The 15,194-nt window shown below is 72.2% G+C and carries 14 protein-coding genes; 6 read left to right on the top strand and 8 right to left on the bottom strand.

What is annotated here, in order from left to right; translation table 11 throughout:
- Positions 1-80: 80 nt before the first annotated feature.
- Genes J3P30_RS10965 through lepA form a run of 3 tightly spaced genes read right to left on the bottom strand, consistent with a single transcriptional unit; the run spans position 81 to position 3,093 of the window.
- Positions 81-746: a DUF1990 family protein gene (locus tag J3P30_RS10965; RefSeq protein ID WP_210481056.1), complete on the bottom strand. Its 666-nt coding sequence runs from the start codon at positions 744-746 to the stop codon at positions 81-83.
- Complete coding sequence (locus J3P30_RS10960) at positions 743-1,243, bottom strand: GNAT family N-acetyltransferase (protein WP_210481055.1); 501 nt, start codon at positions 1,241-1,243, stop codon at positions 743-745. The genes J3P30_RS10965 and J3P30_RS10960 overlap by 4 nt, the downstream gene beginning before the upstream one ends.
- Positions 1,240-3,093 (bottom strand): translation elongation factor 4, encoded by a 1,854-nt coding sequence (gene lepA, locus J3P30_RS10955; RefSeq protein ID WP_210481054.1) that lies wholly within the window; start codon positions 3,091-3,093, stop codon positions 1,240-1,242. Before lepA ends, J3P30_RS10960 begins: the two co-directional genes overlap by 4 nt.
- Positions 3,094-3,181: 88 nt before the next feature.
- Here lepA and J3P30_RS10950 point away from each other — a divergent pair, with 88 nt between their 5' ends.
- Positions 3,182-3,658, top strand: a complete 477-nt coding sequence (locus J3P30_RS10950; protein ID WP_210481053.1) for an NUDIX domain-containing protein — start codon at positions 3,182-3,184, stop codon at positions 3,656-3,658.
- 24 nt (positions 3,659-3,682) lie between these two features.
- Here J3P30_RS10950 and J3P30_RS10945 read toward each other — a convergent pair whose 3' ends face one another.
- Positions 3,683-4,825: a pyridoxal phosphate-dependent aminotransferase gene (locus J3P30_RS10945; RefSeq protein ID WP_210481052.1), complete on the bottom strand. Its 1,143-nt coding sequence runs from the start codon at positions 4,823-4,825 to the stop codon at positions 3,683-3,685.
- A 24-nt stretch (positions 4,826-4,849) separates the two neighbouring features.
- Here J3P30_RS10945 and J3P30_RS10940 point away from each other — a divergent pair, with 24 nt between their 5' ends.
- The 3 genes from J3P30_RS10940 to J3P30_RS10930 all read left to right on the top strand — a co-directional run bounded on the left by J3P30_RS10940 (position 4,850) and on the right by J3P30_RS10930 (position 6,674).
- Positions 4,850-5,623, top strand: coding sequence for an alpha/beta fold hydrolase (locus J3P30_RS10940; RefSeq protein ID WP_210481051.1), 774 nt, complete (start codon positions 4,850-4,852; stop codon positions 5,621-5,623).
- A gap of 108 nt (positions 5,624-5,731) precedes the next feature.
- Entirely contained in the window at positions 5,732-5,992 is a 261-nt protein-coding gene (gene rpsT, locus J3P30_RS10935) for a 30S ribosomal protein S20 (protein ID WP_210481050.1), read from the top strand.
- Between the two features lie 256 nt (positions 5,993-6,248).
- The gene (locus J3P30_RS10930; protein WP_210481049.1) at positions 6,249-6,674 is read left to right on the top strand and encodes a rhodanese-like domain-containing protein; all 426 of its coding nucleotides are present in this window, start codon (positions 6,249-6,251) and stop codon (positions 6,672-6,674) included.
- Between the two features lie 3 nt (positions 6,675-6,677).
- On the opposite strand, the gene holA is transcribed toward J3P30_RS10930, so the two are convergent.
- Positions 6,678-7,688, bottom strand: a complete 1,011-nt coding sequence (gene holA, locus J3P30_RS10925) for a DNA polymerase III subunit delta (protein ID WP_210481048.1) — start codon at positions 7,686-7,688, stop codon at positions 6,678-6,680.
- Positions 7,689-7,847: 159 nt separating this feature from the next.
- Here holA and J3P30_RS10920 point away from each other — a divergent pair, with 159 nt between their 5' ends.
- The gene (locus J3P30_RS10920; RefSeq protein ID WP_210481047.1) at positions 7,848-8,546 is read left to right on the top strand and encodes a hypothetical protein; all 699 of its coding nucleotides are present in this window, start codon (positions 7,848-7,850) and stop codon (positions 8,544-8,546) included.
- Here J3P30_RS10920 and J3P30_RS10915 read toward each other — a convergent pair.
- Both J3P30_RS10915 and J3P30_RS10910 read right to left on the bottom strand, forming a co-directional pair.
- Positions 8,543-10,873, bottom strand: coding sequence for a ComEC/Rec2 family competence protein (locus J3P30_RS10915; protein ID WP_210481046.1), 2,331 nt, complete (start codon positions 10,871-10,873; stop codon positions 8,543-8,545). The genes J3P30_RS10920 and J3P30_RS10915 overlap by 4 nt on opposite strands.
- On the bottom strand, positions 10,870-11,454 hold the full coding sequence (locus J3P30_RS10910; protein ID WP_210481045.1) for a ComEA family DNA-binding protein: 585 nt from the start codon (positions 11,452-11,454) through the stop codon (positions 10,870-10,872). Before J3P30_RS10910 ends, J3P30_RS10915 begins: the two co-directional genes overlap by 4 nt.
- A gap of 144 nt (positions 11,455-11,598) precedes the next feature.
- On the opposite strand from J3P30_RS10910, the gene J3P30_RS10905 reads away from it, so the two are divergent.
- Positions 11,599-12,546, top strand: coding sequence for a hypothetical protein (locus tag J3P30_RS10905; protein ID WP_210481044.1), 948 nt, complete (start codon positions 11,599-11,601; stop codon positions 12,544-12,546).
- Between the two features lie 87 nt (positions 12,547-12,633).
- Here J3P30_RS10905 and leuS read toward each other — a convergent pair whose 3' ends face one another.
- The gene (gene leuS / locus J3P30_RS10900; protein WP_210481043.1) at positions 12,634-15,174 is read right to left on the bottom strand and encodes a leucine--tRNA ligase; all 2,541 of its coding nucleotides are present in this window, start codon (positions 15,172-15,174) and stop codon (positions 12,634-12,636) included.
- Positions 15,175-15,194 lie beyond the last annotated feature (20 nt).

Genomic DNA, 15,194 nt, shown 5'->3' with positions numbered 1-15,194 from the left:
GTATCGGCGTCTCCGGTCCGGCGTTCCGGCCCGGAGTGACCGATCCGGCCCGGGTCGCGAGCGTCAGCCCGCGGTTCGGATCAGCTTCCGGGGGTACGGGTCGGGTGCAGGGCGGTGAGGAACCGCTTCGCATAGTGCCGCTCGGCGGCGCGGAGCACCGAGACCGCCGGACCGCGGCTGAACCGGACCGGCGCCGAGATCGACCGCACGGTGAGCCACACGGTGCCGTCCTCCTGCTTCTCCACGTACTGGAGCTGCTCCGTCCGGGCCGGGTGGCCGTGCCTGCTGCCGTAGGCGAAGCCGATGCGGCTCGGCTCGTCGAGCACGTACACGACCTTGACCGGCGCCTTCACCGAGAAGGGGCCGAACGAGAACCGCATCGTCGCGGTCGTGCCCGCGGACACGAAGGGCGTGCCGTCCGGGGAGAACAGCTCCTCCGCCGGCTCCGCAGGCCCGAGCGGCCGGCCCGTCTCGTCGAACTCGATGCCGTGGTAGGTCGCGTTCTGGTCCCGCGCGATCTCGCTCACCTGGACGCCGCTGTTGCGCTGCACGCCCCACGTCATCAGCGCCCGCGAGGCGCTCTCGAACCGGTCGTCGCCGCTGCCGATGCGGTGGCTCGCCTGGAAGGTCCGGAAGCCGGGCGGCGGGTACATGACCACGTCGGGGCTCTCCGTGGCACCGACCGCCGCGTAGTTGAGGGAGCTGTCCCCACCGGTCGACGTCGACCGCCGTCTCGAATCCGTCACTGTTCTCCGTTCTCCCCCGGCTTCCGCACGGAGCCGGGCACCAGGTCGTAGGTCACCCACGGGGTCGCCCCCGCGACCGAGTCGTACAGCCGCCGCGCCTGGACGTTGTCCGAAGCCGTGATCCACCGGACGACGGACCACCCGCGGGACTGCGCGAGCTCCGACAGGGCATCGATCAGAGCGCGACCGACCCCGGTCCCCCGAGCGTCGGGCGCCGCGAAGAGGTCGTCGAGGTAGAGGCCCGTCGTCGCGGACGTCGGCCGGGCGAAGCGCCGGTGGTGCGCGATGCCCACCAGGCGCCCGTCCCTCTCCGCGACGAGCGCGCCCACCTCGTGGTCGTCGTCCAGGATCCACTCCCAGACGCGATCGACGACCGACTCGTCCGGGGCGAGGCGGTAGAACTCGCGGTAGGCGCGGAACAGGTCCGCCCACTCGTCGAAATCGCTCGCCTCGGCACGCCGAACGACCGGGGCGGCGCCACGCTCGGGCTCGGTCACTTCTTCTTCGCGTCCTTGCCCTCGGTGTCGCCCGAGAGCGCGGCGATGAACGCCTCCTGAGGGACCTCGACGCGGCCGACCATCTTCATCCGCTTCTTGCCCTCCTTCTGCTTCTCGAGGAGCTTCCGCTTGCGGGTGATGTCGCCGCCGTAGCACTTGGCGAGCACGTCCTTGCGCATCGCCCGGATGTTCTCGCGGGCGATGATCCTGGCGCCGATCGCGGCCTGGATGGGGACCTCGAACTGCTGGCGCGGGATCAGCTCGCGCAGGCGGCCGGCCATCATCGTGCCGTACGCGTACGCCTTGTCGCGGTGCACGATGGCGCTGAACGCGTCGACCGTCTCGCCCTGGAGCAGGATGTCGACCTTCACCAGGTCGGCCTCCTGCTGACCGGCGGGCTCGTAGTCGAGGCTCGCGTAGCCCTGGGTGCGGCTCTTCAGCTGGTCGAAGAAGTCGAACACGATCTCGCCGAGGGGAAGGGTGTACTTGAGCTCGACGCGGTCCTCGCCGAGGTAGTCCATGCTCCGCATGGTGCCGCGGCGGGTCTGGCAGAGGTCCATGATCGCGCCGACGTAGTCCTTCGGCGCGAGGATCGAGGCGTTCACGACCGGCTCGACGACCTTGTCGATCTTGCCCGAGGGGTACTCGCTCGGGTTCGTCACCGTGACGGTCTTCTTGTCCTCGGTCGTGACCTCGTAGGGCACGCTCGGCGCCGTCGTGATGAGGTCGAGGTCGAACTCGCGCTGCAGCCGCTCCGTCACGATCTCGAGGTGGAGCAGGCCGAGGAAGCCGCATCGGAAGCCGAAGCCGAGCGCGACCGACGTCTCCGGCTCGTACTGCAGCGCGGCATCGGACAGCTTGAGCTTGTCGAGCGCCTCGCGCAGGTCCGGGTAGTCGCTCGCGTCGATCGGATAGATGCCGGAGAAGACCATGGGCAGCGGATCCGTGTAGCCCTCGAGGGGCTCGGTGGCCGGCTTCGCGGCACTCGTGATCGTGTCGCCGACCTTCGACTGGCGCACGTCCTTCACGCCGGTGATGAGGTAGCCGACCTCGCCGACCCCGAGGCCCTTCGAGGGCGTCGGCTCCGGCGAGCTCACGCCGATCTCGAGGATCTCGTGCGTGGCGCGCGTCGACATCATCTGAATGCGCTCGCGCGGGTTGAGCTTGCCGTCGACCATGCGGACGTACGTCACGACGCCGCGGTAGGCGTCGTAGACGGAGTCGAAGATCATGGCGCGGGCGGCGGCGCCGGCGTCGCCCTTCGGGGCGGGGATGCGCTCGACGACACGGTCGAGGAGGCCCTCGACGCCCATGCCGGTCTTGCCCGACACGCGGAGGACGTCGTCCGGGTCCCCGCCGATGAGCTGGGCGAGCTCGCGAGCGTACTTGTCCGGGTCCGCCGCGGGCAGGTCGATCTTGTTGAGGACCGGGATGATCTCGAGGTCGTTCTCGAGCGCCAGGTAGAGGTTCGCGAGGGTCTGCGCCTCGATGCCCTGCGCCGCGTCGACGAGGAGGATCGCGCCCTCGCACGCGGCGAGCGAGCGGGACACCTCGTAGGTGAAGTCGACGTGGCCAGGAGTGTCGATCATGTTGAGCGCGTACGCCTCGCCGGAGACCTCCCAGGGCATCCGGACGGCCTGGCTCTTGATCGTGATGCCGCGCTCGCGCTCGATGTCCATCCGGTCGAGGTACTGGGCGCGCATGTCGCGGTCGGCGACGACTCCCGTGATCTGCAGCATCCGATCCGCGAGGGTCGACTTGCCGTGATCGATGTGGGCGATGATGCAGAAGTTGCGGATCGCTGCGGGGTCGGTGGCCGCGGGTTCGAGCGGTCGGAGGGCGCGAGGCATGGCGCTCCAGTCTCCCACGAAGCCCCCGGCGTTCTCTGCGACCGGCCCTGCAAGGGCCGCGTTCCCGGGCGCCGGTAGGCTCGCCCGCATGCCGGTGCCCGACTTCGTCCGAGTACTCCGGGAGAAGATCGGCACGGATCCGCTCTGGCTGATGGGCGTCACGGCGATCGTGCTCGACGGGGACCGCGTGCTGCTCGCGCGGCGCCGGGACACCGGCCGGTGGTCGACGGTGTCGGGCATCGTCGAGCCGGGCGAGCATCCGGCGGTCGCGGCCGTGCGCGAGGCCGAGGAGGAGACCGGGGTGGTCGCCGCGGTCGAGCGGCTCGCCGCCGTCTCGGTGACGAAGCCCATCGTCTATCCGAACGGGGACCGCACGCAGTACACGGACCTCACGTTCCGGTGCCGCTACGTGTCGGGCGAGGCGCGGGTCGCCGACGACGAGTCGCTCGAGGTCGCGTGGTTCCCCGTGCACGACCTCCCGGCGATGGACGAGGCGTCCCGGCGTCGCGTTCTGCGGGCGCTGGAGGACGACCCGGTGACGGCCCTGGACCTCGATCCCGCCTGACTCCCCCGCACACCGGGAAGGGGATCAGCGCGGCGCAGGGAGGCGCGAGAGCCCCTCCAGAAGCACGTCGCGGGAGGTCGCCGCGCAGACGCGGATCCATCCCTCGCCCGCCCTGCCGAACGCCGAGCCGGGCGCGACCGAGACCCGCTCGCTGAGCAGGAACCGCTCCGCCCACCCGGCGACGTCACCCTCCGCGGCGTGCGACATGTCGATCCAGAGGTAGAACGCGCCGCTCGGGTCGAGGCAGGGGATGCTGCGCTCGCCGAGGAGCGCGACCGCGGCGTCCAGGTTCCCCCGGTAGTGCGCCGCGGCCTCGGTGACGTGGGACTGGTCGCCGCGCAGCGCGGCGACGGCCGCCCGCTGGGCCGGGGTGTTGAGGCAGGAGATGGTGGCCTCCTGGTACACCCGGAGCACCGGCGCGAATCCGGGCGGGGTGACGAGGTAGCCGACCCGGGCGCCCGTGAGCGCGTACGTCTTCGAGACGGAGAAGACGCTGAAGACGCGGTCCTCGGTGTCGAGCGCGGCGAGGCTGGTGTGCGGGATGCCGTACGTGAACGCCTCGTAGACCTCGTCGCTGATGACCCAGAGGTCGTGACGCGCGGCGAACGCGAGGAGCTGCTCGAGCACCTCCCGCGGGAAGACGGCCCCGAGCGGGTTCGAGGGCGAGTTCACGACGATGGCCCGTGTCCGCTCCCCCACGAGCCGCTCCAACTCGTCGAGGTCCGGCAGGAACCCCGCGTGCGGCCGGAGCGGGTAGGGCACGGGCTCCGCGTGCAGCATGCGCGCGTTCATCGGGAAGGTCGTGTAGCCGGGGTCCGGAAGCAGCACCTCGTCGCCCGGGGACAGCGTGAGGCTCATCGCCAGGTGCAGCGCCTGGGTCGCCCCGTTGGTCGCCCAAATCCGCTCGAGGTCGACCTCGATGCCGTTGCGGTCGCGCAGCTTCTCGCGAATCGCCGCCCGCAGCTCCGGGATCCCACCGTTCGCGGTGTAGCCCGTCTCGTCCGCGAGCCACGCCGCGCTGCCGGCCTCCAGGACGTGCGGCGCGACCGGGACGTCCGGCTCGCCGATCGCGAGCGACAGGACCCCGTCGAGCTGCAGAGCCAGCTCGTGGATGCGACGGATGCCGGAGGCGGGCACGGACGACACATGGGACGCGAGGAGGGGCACGGCTCGCCAGCGTAGTCTCGGGCCATGGCTGTCTCGGTCGTGCTCCTCCATGGCATCCGCACCTCCGCCACGATGTGGCGGGCGCAGGTCGAGGCGCTCGAGGAGGCGGGCATCCGCGCCCGCGCCGTGGACCTGCCGGGCCACGGGACCCGGCTCGGCGAGCGGTTCAGCATGGACGCCGCACTCGACGCCGTCGACGCGGCAGTCGACGGCTTGCCCGGTCCGGTGATCCTGTGTGGGCTCTCGCTCGGCGGCTACCTCGGCCTCCACTGGGCCGCGGAGCGCGGACACGGCCGGATCAACGGCATGATCGCCGCCGGCTGCGGCACGACGCCGCGAGGCGCGGCGCTCGCGGGCTACCGGGCCATCGCCGACGTCATCCACCGGTTCCCGGATCAGGGCGCCTGGCTCAACCAGTTCATGATCGACCGGTTCATCCCGGTCGCGGGGCGCGAGGACGTCACCCGGGGCGGAGTCGCCCTCGACGTCATGGGGGACGGCCTCCGCGCGATGGCCGCCGTCCGGCCCATCGAGGCGATCAGCCGCATCCGCGTGCCGATCCTCTTCGTCAACGGCCGATTCGACCACTTCCGGATGGAGGAGCGCCTCTACCTGCGGGCGGCGCGCTCCCGGCCCGATCTCCCGCCGTCCTGGTCGCAGCTCGTCGTCGTCCCCGGGGCCTCGCACCTCGTGAGCCTCGTCCGCCCCGACGAGTTCAGCCGTATCCTGGTCACTGCGGCACGAACGGCCGAGGAGCGGGTGTCCGCTCCGCTGGCGGAGGTCTCCCCCGCCTGGTAATGTTCTCTGTTGGCTTTGCGCGCCCCCGGCGGCGTGCCATGTCGGCAGGTTCCGCACCTTTTCGGCGGACGCCGACCCCCCGACCAGCAGCAATCAGAAGGCATTCCCATGGCAAACATCAAGTCGCAGCTCAAGCGGATCCTCACCAACAAGAAGGCCCACGACCGCAACAAGGCCGTGAAGAGCGAGCTCAAGACCGTCATCCGCAGCACCAAGCAGGCCGTCGCCGCCGGCGACAAGGAGAAGGCGGCCGCCGCCCTCGCCGTCGCCGCTAAGAAGCTCGACAAGGCCGCCGCCAAGGGCGTCATCCACAAGAACCAGGCCGCGAACCGCAAGTCCGCGATCGCGAAGCAGGTCGCCTCGCTCTGAGCCGCGGCTCCCGCAGCACGTCCTGAAGGCCCCGCTCCGGCGGGGCCTTCGGCGTTTCCGGGCGCCGCCGCGAGTTTCCGGACGCGCTGCGGGTGCTGCGGACACCCGCCACCGAGCACCCGGCCCCTGCTGTCCGCTACACCGGCGGCGCGGCCCGCACGGCGGCGGGGTCGATACGCACGGGGGGGGCGGGATGTGCCCGGACGACGGCAGGATCCGCGCGGCGGCGGCGAGCGGCGGCCGGAAGACTGCGTGCATGCTCTCCGCCGCCGATTTCTTCCGGGCCCGCCTCGCGTTCGAGACGGACGCGTCCGACGTCTCGGCCGCGCTCGAGACGGGCGACCCGGGCTTCACCCTCGTCGACAGCCGGGGCGAGGCTGCGTGGGAGCAGGGCCGGATCCCGGGGGCGGTGCACCTGCCCCGGGCGGAGATCCGGGAGGAAGCGGCCCGGCTCCTGCCCGCCAGGGGCGCCGTCGTCGTCTACTGCTGGGGCCCCGGCTGCAACGGGGCGACGAAGGCCTCACTCGAGCTCGCCGAGCTGGGCTACCCGGTCCGGGAGATGATCGGCGGGTTCGAGTACTGGGCGCGGGAGGGTCTTCCGGTCGAGACGGACCGCGGCGTCGCCCGCCGCGTCCCCGACCCACTCACGGCGCCGAGCGCCGTGCCGGTCTGCGACTGCTGAGCGTCAGACCCGGCCGCGCGCGGCGATGCCTCGCACCATCCGCTCGAGCGCGTAGTGCGGGTCGCGGCCCGCGCCCTTGATGCGCTCGTCGGTGTCCGCGAGCAGCTCGAAGCAGGCGCCCAGGCCGTCCTCGTTCCAGCCCTCCAGGTCCCGCCGCGCCCGATCCACCTGCCAGGGGGCGAGCCCCAGGGACGAGGCGACGGACGCCGAGGAGCCCCGGGTGCCGAGCACCCGTGCCATGGTGCGGAGCTTCGCCGCGAACGCCGCGACGATCGGCACGGGGTCCGCGCCGCCGGCGACAGCGTGACGCAGCAGCGCGAGCGCGTCCCCCTGGCGGCCGGCGATCGCGGCATCGGCCACCTTGAACGCGTTCGTCTCGATGCGCCCGCCGTAGTACTTGTCGACGACGCCCTCGGTGATCTCGTCGCTGGCATCGGCGATGAGCTGAGCGCAGGCTGCGGCGAGCTCGGCGAGGTCGTCGGTGAACGCGGCGAGCACCGCGCGCAGGGCACCGGGGGTGATGCGCCGCCCGGCCGCCTTGAACTCCCCGGCCGCGAAGTCGTACTTGTCCGAGTCCTTCTTGAGCTCGGAACAGGCCACTTCGATGGCGCCTCCGGTTCCGGCGCGGAGGGCGTCGAGCAGCTTCTTGCCCCGCACTCCCCCGCCGTGGCGGAGGACGATGTACGCGTCGTCGGCAGGAGCGTCGAGGTACGCGAGCGCCTCGGTGAGGAAGTCGTCCGTGCACTTCTCGACGTTCGCCACACGTATCATGCGCGGCTCGCCGAACAGCGAGGGCGACGCGAGGGTGACGAGCTCGCCCTTCGCGTAGTCGGCGGCGTCGAGATCGCTGACCTCGAGGCTCGGGTCCTCGGTCGTCAGGATGTCGCGCAGGCGCCGGGTCGCCCGGTCGGCGAGGAACGCCTCCGGGCCGGAGACGAGGATGACCGGCGCGGGCCGGATCTCGTTCCAGGACAGAGCCGGCCGGGCGGCGGCGCGAGGTGCCCGGGTTGCCACCGCATCAGCCTAACGTCGGCGTCGGACGCGGCTCGGCTCGCGGCCGCTCGGTCCAGATCGAGACGTGACGCGACGGTGACGGCTCGGTGACGAGGCCAGGTCCAAGATCTGTGCGGCGACCAATGTGGCTGGAGTAGCCGCCGACATGTGAGCGAATCAATGACGAAGGTCTTCAATCCACCGCCTAACTGGCCTCCGCCGCCTCCGGGTTGGAGCCCGCCTTCTGGGTGGAGACCTGATCCAGCATGGGGACCAGAACCGGAAGGCTGGAAGTTCTGGATTGACGCACCATGGGAGCAGCCGGAGCAGCAGGAGAGCAAGCCTCGCAGAAGGCGCTGGCTCTGGCCCACCTTCGTCGGGCTGGCGGCGGTCTGCGTAACCGCTGTCGCCTTGCTGATGGGCGGTCGCTTCGGGGCATTCCAGTTCGGCCCTGAGGGCGTTCGCGTCGAATTCGACAACAGCTTCAGTAGCGGGAAGGAGACGACGCAGGAACAGGTTGCGGAAGCGCAACCCGAGCTCGAGCAGGAGTTCAATTCCCTCGAGGAGCGGGCCGTGGAACAGCCGGCGGCTCAGACACCGGCTCCTCTTGACGTCACCGGTTCCTGGCTCGGCAACAACGGCTTCACCTACTTCTTCCAGCAGTACGGTTCATATGTCGTTTTCCAAGAGCAGTCCGCCGCCTACGGAACGACGGGTGTCGGGGAGGGGACGATCGAAGGGGATTACCTCTACCTCGAGTTCCAGGGCATCGATGGCACGACAGGAAGCGTGCAGCTGACTTACCGTGAAGGCGTCCTGTCGGGGACCTTCAGCAACAGCTACGTCACCAACGAGCCGATCACCATGACGCAGCTCTAGCTTGGCTCGTCCTCGGCGGTCGTTTCAGCCTCGGCTCGCGGCCGCTCGGTCCAGATCGAGACGCCGGATCCTCCTTCCCCGACGAGCAGCATGCCGTCGAGATCCGTGCGGAACACCTCCGAGCCCACCGCGGCGAGGATCTCGAGCACGCGCGGGGCCGGATGCCCGTAGTCGTTGTCGATCCCGCACGAGATGAGGGCCACCGGGGCGTCGAGCCGTTCGTAGAGCGCCTCGCTCTGATCGGCGGAGCCGTGGTGCGAGACCTTGACGACGTCCGCCGTCGACACGGCGGCGGTGCGGAGCAGACGCGACTGCGCCTCCTCCCCCAGGTCGCCGAGGAACACTGCGCGGAGACCTCCGCCCTCGGTCTCGAGGACGATGCTCGCGTCGTTGCCGGGCTCGATCCGGTTCCCCGGGAGCGGCCACAGCACGCGCCAGCGCAGATCGCCGACGGCGCCCGTGTCGCCGGCCGCCGCCTCGGACACCCGAGCGCCCGCGGCCACAAGCATCGCGACCAGGCGATCGGCGGCGGGCCCGTCGGACGGGCCGACGAGGAGGTCGTCCACGCGTCCGGCGAGCGCCTCGCCCGCCCCGACGTGGTCCTGGTCGAAGTGCGTGAGCACCAGCAGCGAGATCCTGCCCACGCCGAGGCGGTCGAGGCACGCGGTGAGGGCCTCGGGCTCGGGCCCGGTGTCGATGAGCGCGAACCGTCCGTCCGCGACGCGCAGCACCGTGGCGTCCCCCTGTCCGACGTCGCACGAGGCGATGCGCCACTCGTCCGGCACGGACGCGGATCGCCCGACCGCTCCGCCCAGGCCCGCCCCGAGAACGGCTGCGAGGGCCCCGACCCCGAGGAGGCCGAGCATCCGAGCGCGGGGCGCGAGCACGGCTGCGGCGACGGCCGTCACGATCGCGGCGAGCAGGAGGGCGCCGAGCGGCCCGTCGAGCCAGGGCAGGCGCCCTGCACCGTGAGCTGCGACCCACCGGGCGACCGCCGCGATCCAGGCCGCGGGAGCCCAGGCCAGCCAGAGCAGCAGGTGCCCCAGGGCCGGCAGCACGGGCAGGACGACGCAGGCGGCGAGCCCCGCGAGAGTGACGAGCGGCGCAGCGGGCGCGGCGAGGAGGTTGGCCGGGACGGACCACAGGGACACCGCGGGGTCGAGGAGCACCAGGACCGGCTGACACGCGACCTGGGCGCAGAGCGGCACTGCGATGGCGGCGGCGAGGGGTTCCGGCACGAGCCGCCCGAGCAGCGCGGTCACGGGGCGGGCGAGGACGACGAGACCCGCGGTCGCGAGGACCGAAAGGGCGAATCCGGGGTCCCTGCCCAGCCAGGGATCGGCGCACAGGAGGACGACGACGGCTCCGCACAGGATCGGGAGGCCGCCGCCCCGTCGCCCGGATGCATCGGCGACCAGGACCAGCACGCCCATCAGGGCCGCGCGGAGGACGCTCGGCTGCGGGGTGACGAGGACGACGAACGCGGCGAGCGCGGTTCCGGCGACCACCGTCCTCGGGACGCGGCGGAGACCGGCGAGGCGGGCGAGCACGAGGGCCGCGGCGACCACTACGGCGCAGTTCGCCCCCGACACGGCGGTGAGGTGGCTGAGCGAGCTCTCGCGCATGTCGTCGCGAAGTCCGCCCGGCACGCCGCCGTCGTCGCCGAGCGCCAGCCCGGGAAGGAGGGCCGCCCCGTCGCCCGGGAGCCCGGCCGCCGCAGCAGCGAACGCGTCCCGGAGCCCGCCCGCCCAGGAGAGCCAGGCCGGCGCTTCCTCGACGAGGACCGCCGAGCGTCCCGACACGAGGTACGCCACGTCATCGCCGGGATCGGCCGGCTCGACCGTGCCGCGGATCTCGACGCGCGAGCCGATCCCGCCCTGCAGCGCCTGCTGTCCGGGACCACCGGGCACGAACACGAGGACCGGCGTGCGCACCGGAAGATGCGCCCGCGCCGAGCGGAAGGAGACGAGGTCGCCCTCGACGAGGCTCCGCTCGCCGGCGCCAGGTGCGGCCCGGGGAGGGGCGGTGAGCACGACCTCCGCCGTGCCCGGCGTGCCGGCGACCTCGGTGAGGGCGGCGGGCTGCCGCTCCGGCGCGCGCAAGGCGACCGCGAGTGACACTCCCGCGGCCGTCCCGGCCAGCAGAGTGAGTGCGGCCGCCAGGAGCGCCCATCGTCCCCGCGCCCGGCGCGCCGAGAGCGCGCCCCCGAGAGCGATGACACCGAGCAGCGCCGCCCACAGGCCGGCCGCGGCCGGCACTCCGACGAGCACCGCGGACGCGAGCCAGGCGCCGACCGCCGCCGGAACCAGCCGGGGATCGGGGCTCATGGCGGGAGCACGAGGTCGCGGAGCCCGTCCACCGTCTTCTCGCCGAGCCCCGGGACGTCGACGAGGTCGTCGGCGGACGAGAACCCGCCGTTCTCCTCGCGCCACGCCAGGATGCGCTCGGCGAGGGCCGGCCCGATCCCGGGAAGCGTGACGAGCTCCTCCGCCGTGGCGGTGTTGAGGTCCACCTTCCCCGGCTCGGCCGCCGCCGGAGGCGCCTCACCCAGCCGGGGGACGGTCAGCTGCTCGCCGTCGGCGACCCGGCGCGCGAGGTTCACGCCCGCCGGATCGGCGTCGTCCGCGAGACCGCCCGCCGCCGCGACCGCGTCCACCACTCTCGAACCCTCAGGAAGCGGGTACAGCCCCGGCACACGCACCGCGCCGAGGACATGGACGAGCAGCACCGCCGCGGACGCATGCCGAGCCGGCGCGGGGGCGGCAGGGACGGCCGTGGTCCGGCCTGCGGAGGACAGCGCCGAGACGAGGACCGAGCCGGCGACCGCGAGCAGCACCAGGACGACCGCCGCTCCCGTCCGCAGCCTGCGCCGGTCGGTGCCGAGCAGCTGCGAGAGACGGTCGTCCATGCCGCAAGCCAAGCCCCTTCCGCGACGCTTCTTCCGGCGTCCGGACGCGTTCGGGGAGGGGCGTGCAGCCGCGGACGCTGTGGAGGGGGCGTGAGTAGACAGCAGGGTCTAGAGGAGGCCCGGTGCCGGCGTTAGCCTCGGCGTATGCCGGGCTCCGACCGGCCGGCACGGGAGGCGGCGATGGCGGGGATCCTCGAACCGCCACCGGCCGCGTCGCCTCCCCGAGGCCGACGCCGTGCTGCCTCCCGGCACCGGCGGGTCCGGCACCTCCCGCCGCCTCGGGCGGCCCTGCGCTCGGCCCTCACCCTCGCCGTGCTGCTCCTCATCGGCGTCCTGGTCGCGCTGGCGTGGTCGACGGACCCGGAGCACGAGGGCCCCCTGCCGCCCGGCCTCACCCTCGCGGCCGTGCTCCTCTCGGTCGCGCTCGTCTTCGCTGTGGCCATACGAGCCGGTCTCGGCGCGCCCGCCGCGCTGCTGGCCGCCGCTCTCACCGGGGCCTACCCGGAGATCGTGCTGCCGGCCGGCGTCGGGGTGACCGAGCATCTCGCGGTCGTCGCGCTGCTGACGGCGGTGCTGCTGCTCCTCGGGCGGACCCGCCGCCGCATCCTGGTCCCCGCAGCGGGTCTGCTCGCCGGCGTCGCCGCCTCCGTCGCCCCGCTCGCCGTCGCGGCCGCGCCGTTCCTCGCGGCGCAGGCGGCGCGGACCCTTCACCGGCGCACCCGGGTGCCGACCCTGGCCTCCGCGGGCGCCGTGTACTTCGCGACCGTCGCCGTCGGCTGGCTGGTGGTGGGCGTCGACCCCGGTGCCGCTCCGGTCTGGGGCACCGCGCTCCTCGACACGTGGGTCCAGGCAGCGCCGATCGCCCTCGCGGTCAGCGCTGCGGCGCTCCTGCTCGGTGCCGCCTCCGCGCAGCTGCGGCCACTCGCCGGCTACGCGCTGACCCTGATCACCCTGTCCGTCTGGCCAGATGGGGACGAGGTGGTTCGGTACACCGTGCTGCTCGCGCCGGCGCTCGCGCTCCTCACCGCGGCCGCCGCCGACCGCGCCCTAAGGCCACTGTCGCGCTTCCGCTCCCCCGCCCCCGCCCGCTGAGCCGCTCGTCGAAGTGCCACTCGGTGCTGTCATCCCGCCGGTTCGACAGCACCAGGCGGCATCTCGAGGGGATCGGCGAGCCCCGATTCAGCGCTTGGTCGCGATGTTGACGAGCCGCGGCGGACGGACGATCACGTTCGCGATCTCCCGGTCGCCGACCGCGCGGGCCACGCCGGCGTCCGCCCGGGCGAGCTGCTCGAGCTCCTCGGCGCCGATCGCCGGCGGCACCTCGATGCGGCCGCGGACCTTGCCGTCGACCTGCAGGATCGCGGTGACCGACTCCTCCACGAGCAGCGCGCGGTCCGCCTTCCGCCAGCCGTGCAGGGCGACCGACGGCGGGTAGCCGAGCCGCTCCCACATCTCCTCGGCCGTGTAGGGGGCGAACAGGCTGAGCGCGAGCGCGACCGTCTCCGTCGCCTCCCGCACCGCGGGATCCGCGGGGCCGGGGCCGGAGTCGATCGCCTTGCGGATGGTGTTGACGAGCTCCATGATCCGCGCCACGACCACGTTGAACTTGAACGCCTCCACGAGGCCCGGGGCGTCGGCGAGGAAGCGGTGCGTGACCCGCCGCAGCGGCTCGCTCCCCTGCTTCCAGATCACGTCGGGAGGGCTCGTGACGTCGTGGGCGAGCCGCAGGGCGCGCGTCAGGAACTTCAGCGACCCGGAGGGCGACACGTCCTTCCAGTCGATGTCGTCCTCCGGCGGCCCGGCGAACGCCATGGTGAGGCGGACGGCGTCGACCCCGTACTGGTCGAGCTGCTCGGACAGCCGGACGATGTTGCCCTTCGACTTGGACATCGCGGCCCCGTCCATCAGGACCATGCCCTGGTTGAGCAGGGCGCTGAACGGCTCCGTGAAGGTGACGTAGCCCATGTCGAAGAGCACCTTGGTGATGAACCGCGCGTAGAGCAGGTGCAGGATCGCGTGGGTCACGCCGCCGACGTACTGGTCGACGGGCGCCCACTTCTCGGCCTCCTTGGGGTCGAACGCCTGCGTGTCGTCGTTCGGCGAGAGGAAGCGGAGGAAGTACCAGGAGCTGTCGACGAAGGTGTCCATGGTGTCGGAGTCGCGACGCGCGGGGCGTCCGTCCGGCGTCGTCGTCGTGACCCAGTCGGTGGCCGCCGCGAGCGGCGAGACCCCCTTCGGCTTGAGGTCGAGCCCCTCGGTCGGCGGCAGCGTCACGGGCAGCTGATCCTCGGGCACCGGGATCTCGGTGCCGTCCTCGTCGTAGAGGATCGGGATCGGAGTGCCCCAGTACCGCTGGCGCGAGATGAGCCAGTCGCGCAGCCGGTAGTTCTTGGCCGGCCGGCCGAGGCCCTGGTGCTCCAGGTGGGCGATGACCTTCGCGATGGCGGCGCTCTTGCTGAGGCGGTCGAACGGCCCGGAGTTGATGAGCCGCCCGTCGCCGGGCAGAGCGACGCCCGTGACGGCGGGATCGAGCTCGTCGAGCGGCGGCTCGTCCTCGCCGATGACGGGGATCGCGCCGGTCACCGGCTGCGTGGTGTCGACGACGACGCGCACGGGGAGGCCGTACGCGCGGGCGAAGTCGAGGTCGCGCTGGTCGTGAGCGGGGACCGCCATGATGGCGCCCTGGCCGTAGTCGCTGAGGACGTAGTCCGCGACCCAGATCGGCAGCCGCTCGCCGTTCAGCGGGTTGATCGCATACCGCCCCGTGAAGACGCCGGTCTTCGGCCGGTCGGCGGACAGACGCTCGATCTCGGTGGTGCGCTGGGTCTGCTGGAGGTACTCGTCGAACGCGGTCCGGATGCCGGGCTCGGCGCCCTCGACGAGCTCGGCCGCGAGGTCGGAGTCGGGCGCGACCACCATGAACGTCGCACCGTAGAGCGTGTCCGGCCGCGTCGTGTAGACCGTGATCTTCTCGTCACGCCCCTCGACCGCGAAGTCGACGTCGGCGCCGGTCGAGCGGCCGATCCAGTTCCGCTGCATCGTCAGCACCCGCGCCGGCCAGGAGCCCTCGAGCTGGTTGAGGTCGTCGAGCAGCCGGTCCGCGTACGCGGTGATGCGCAGATACCACTGGGTGAGCTTCTTCTTGACGACGACCGCGCCGGAGCGCTCGGACGTGCCGTCCGGCAGCACCTGCTCGTTCGCGAGGACCGTCTGGTCCACCGGGTCCCAGTTGACCCAGCTGTCCTTCCGGTACGCGAGGCCCCGCTCGTACATCTTGAGGAACAGCCACTGGTTCCACTTGTAGTAGTTCGGGTCGCTCGTGTGCAGGACGCGGTCCCAGTCGAAGGACGCCGCGTAGCGCCGCATCGAGTCGCGCTGCTGCGCGATGTTGTCGTACGTCCAGGTCACCGGATTCGCGCCGCGCTTGATGGCGGCGTTCTCGGCGGGCAGGCCGAAGGAGTCCCACCCGATCGGGTGGAGGACGTTGAACCCCTGCTGGCGCCAGTAGCGGGCGATGACGTCCCCGAGCGCGTACGCCTCCGCGTGCCCCATGTGCAGGTCGCCGGAGGGGTACGGGAACATGTCCAGCACGTACTTGCGCGGCCGCTTGTCCTCGGGGTTCGAGGTCGAGAAGGGCTTCAGCTCGTCCCAGATCGGGAGCCACTTCTCCTGCAGACGCTCGAAGGTGGGCAGGTCGGTGCTTGGGGGGGTCGTTGCCACGGCGCTCTCTTCGTCTGTTC

It is taken from the genome of Naasia sp. SYSU D00948 (assembly GCF_017916515.1).
Lineage (GTDB): Bacteria > Actinomycetota > Actinomycetes > Actinomycetales > Microbacteriaceae > Naasia.
The sequence above is the reverse complement of the archived record's forward strand: the minus strand, read 5'-3'. Positions and strand labels throughout refer to the sequence as shown.

What these genes read in the sequence shown, in the direction of transcription:
- lepA (WP_210481054.1), bottom strand. Translation starts at nt 3,093, where the DNA reads ATGCCTCGCGCCCTCCGACCGCTCGAACCCGCGGCCACCGACCCCGCA.
- J3P30_RS10950 (WP_210481053.1), top strand. Translation starts at nt 3,182, where the DNA reads ATGCCGGTGCCCGACTTCGTCCGAGTACTCCGGGAGAAGATCGGCACG.
- J3P30_RS10940 (WP_210481051.1), top strand. Translation starts at nt 4,850, where the DNA reads ATGGCTGTCTCGGTCGTGCTCCTCCATGGCATCCGCACCTCCGCCACG.
- rpsT (WP_210481050.1), top strand. Translation starts at nt 5,732, where the DNA reads ATGGCAAACATCAAGTCGCAGCTCAAGCGGATCCTCACCAACAAGAAG.
- J3P30_RS10930 (WP_210481049.1), top strand. Translation starts at nt 6,249, where the DNA reads ATGCTCTCCGCCGCCGATTTCTTCCGGGCCCGCCTCGCGTTCGAGACG.
- J3P30_RS10920 (WP_210481047.1), top strand. Translation starts at nt 7,848, where the DNA reads ATGACGAAGGTCTTCAATCCACCGCCTAACTGGCCTCCGCCGCCTCCG.
- J3P30_RS10915 (WP_210481046.1), bottom strand. Translation starts at nt 10,873, where the DNA reads ATGAGCCCCGATCCCCGGCTGGTTCCGGCGGCGGTCGGCGCCTGGCTC.
- J3P30_RS10910 (WP_210481045.1), bottom strand. Translation starts at nt 11,454, where the DNA reads ATGGACGACCGTCTCTCGCAGCTGCTCGGCACCGACCGGCGCAGGCTG.
- J3P30_RS10905 (WP_210481044.1), top strand. Translation starts at nt 11,599, where the DNA reads ATGCCGGGCTCCGACCGGCCGGCACGGGAGGCGGCGATGGCGGGGATC.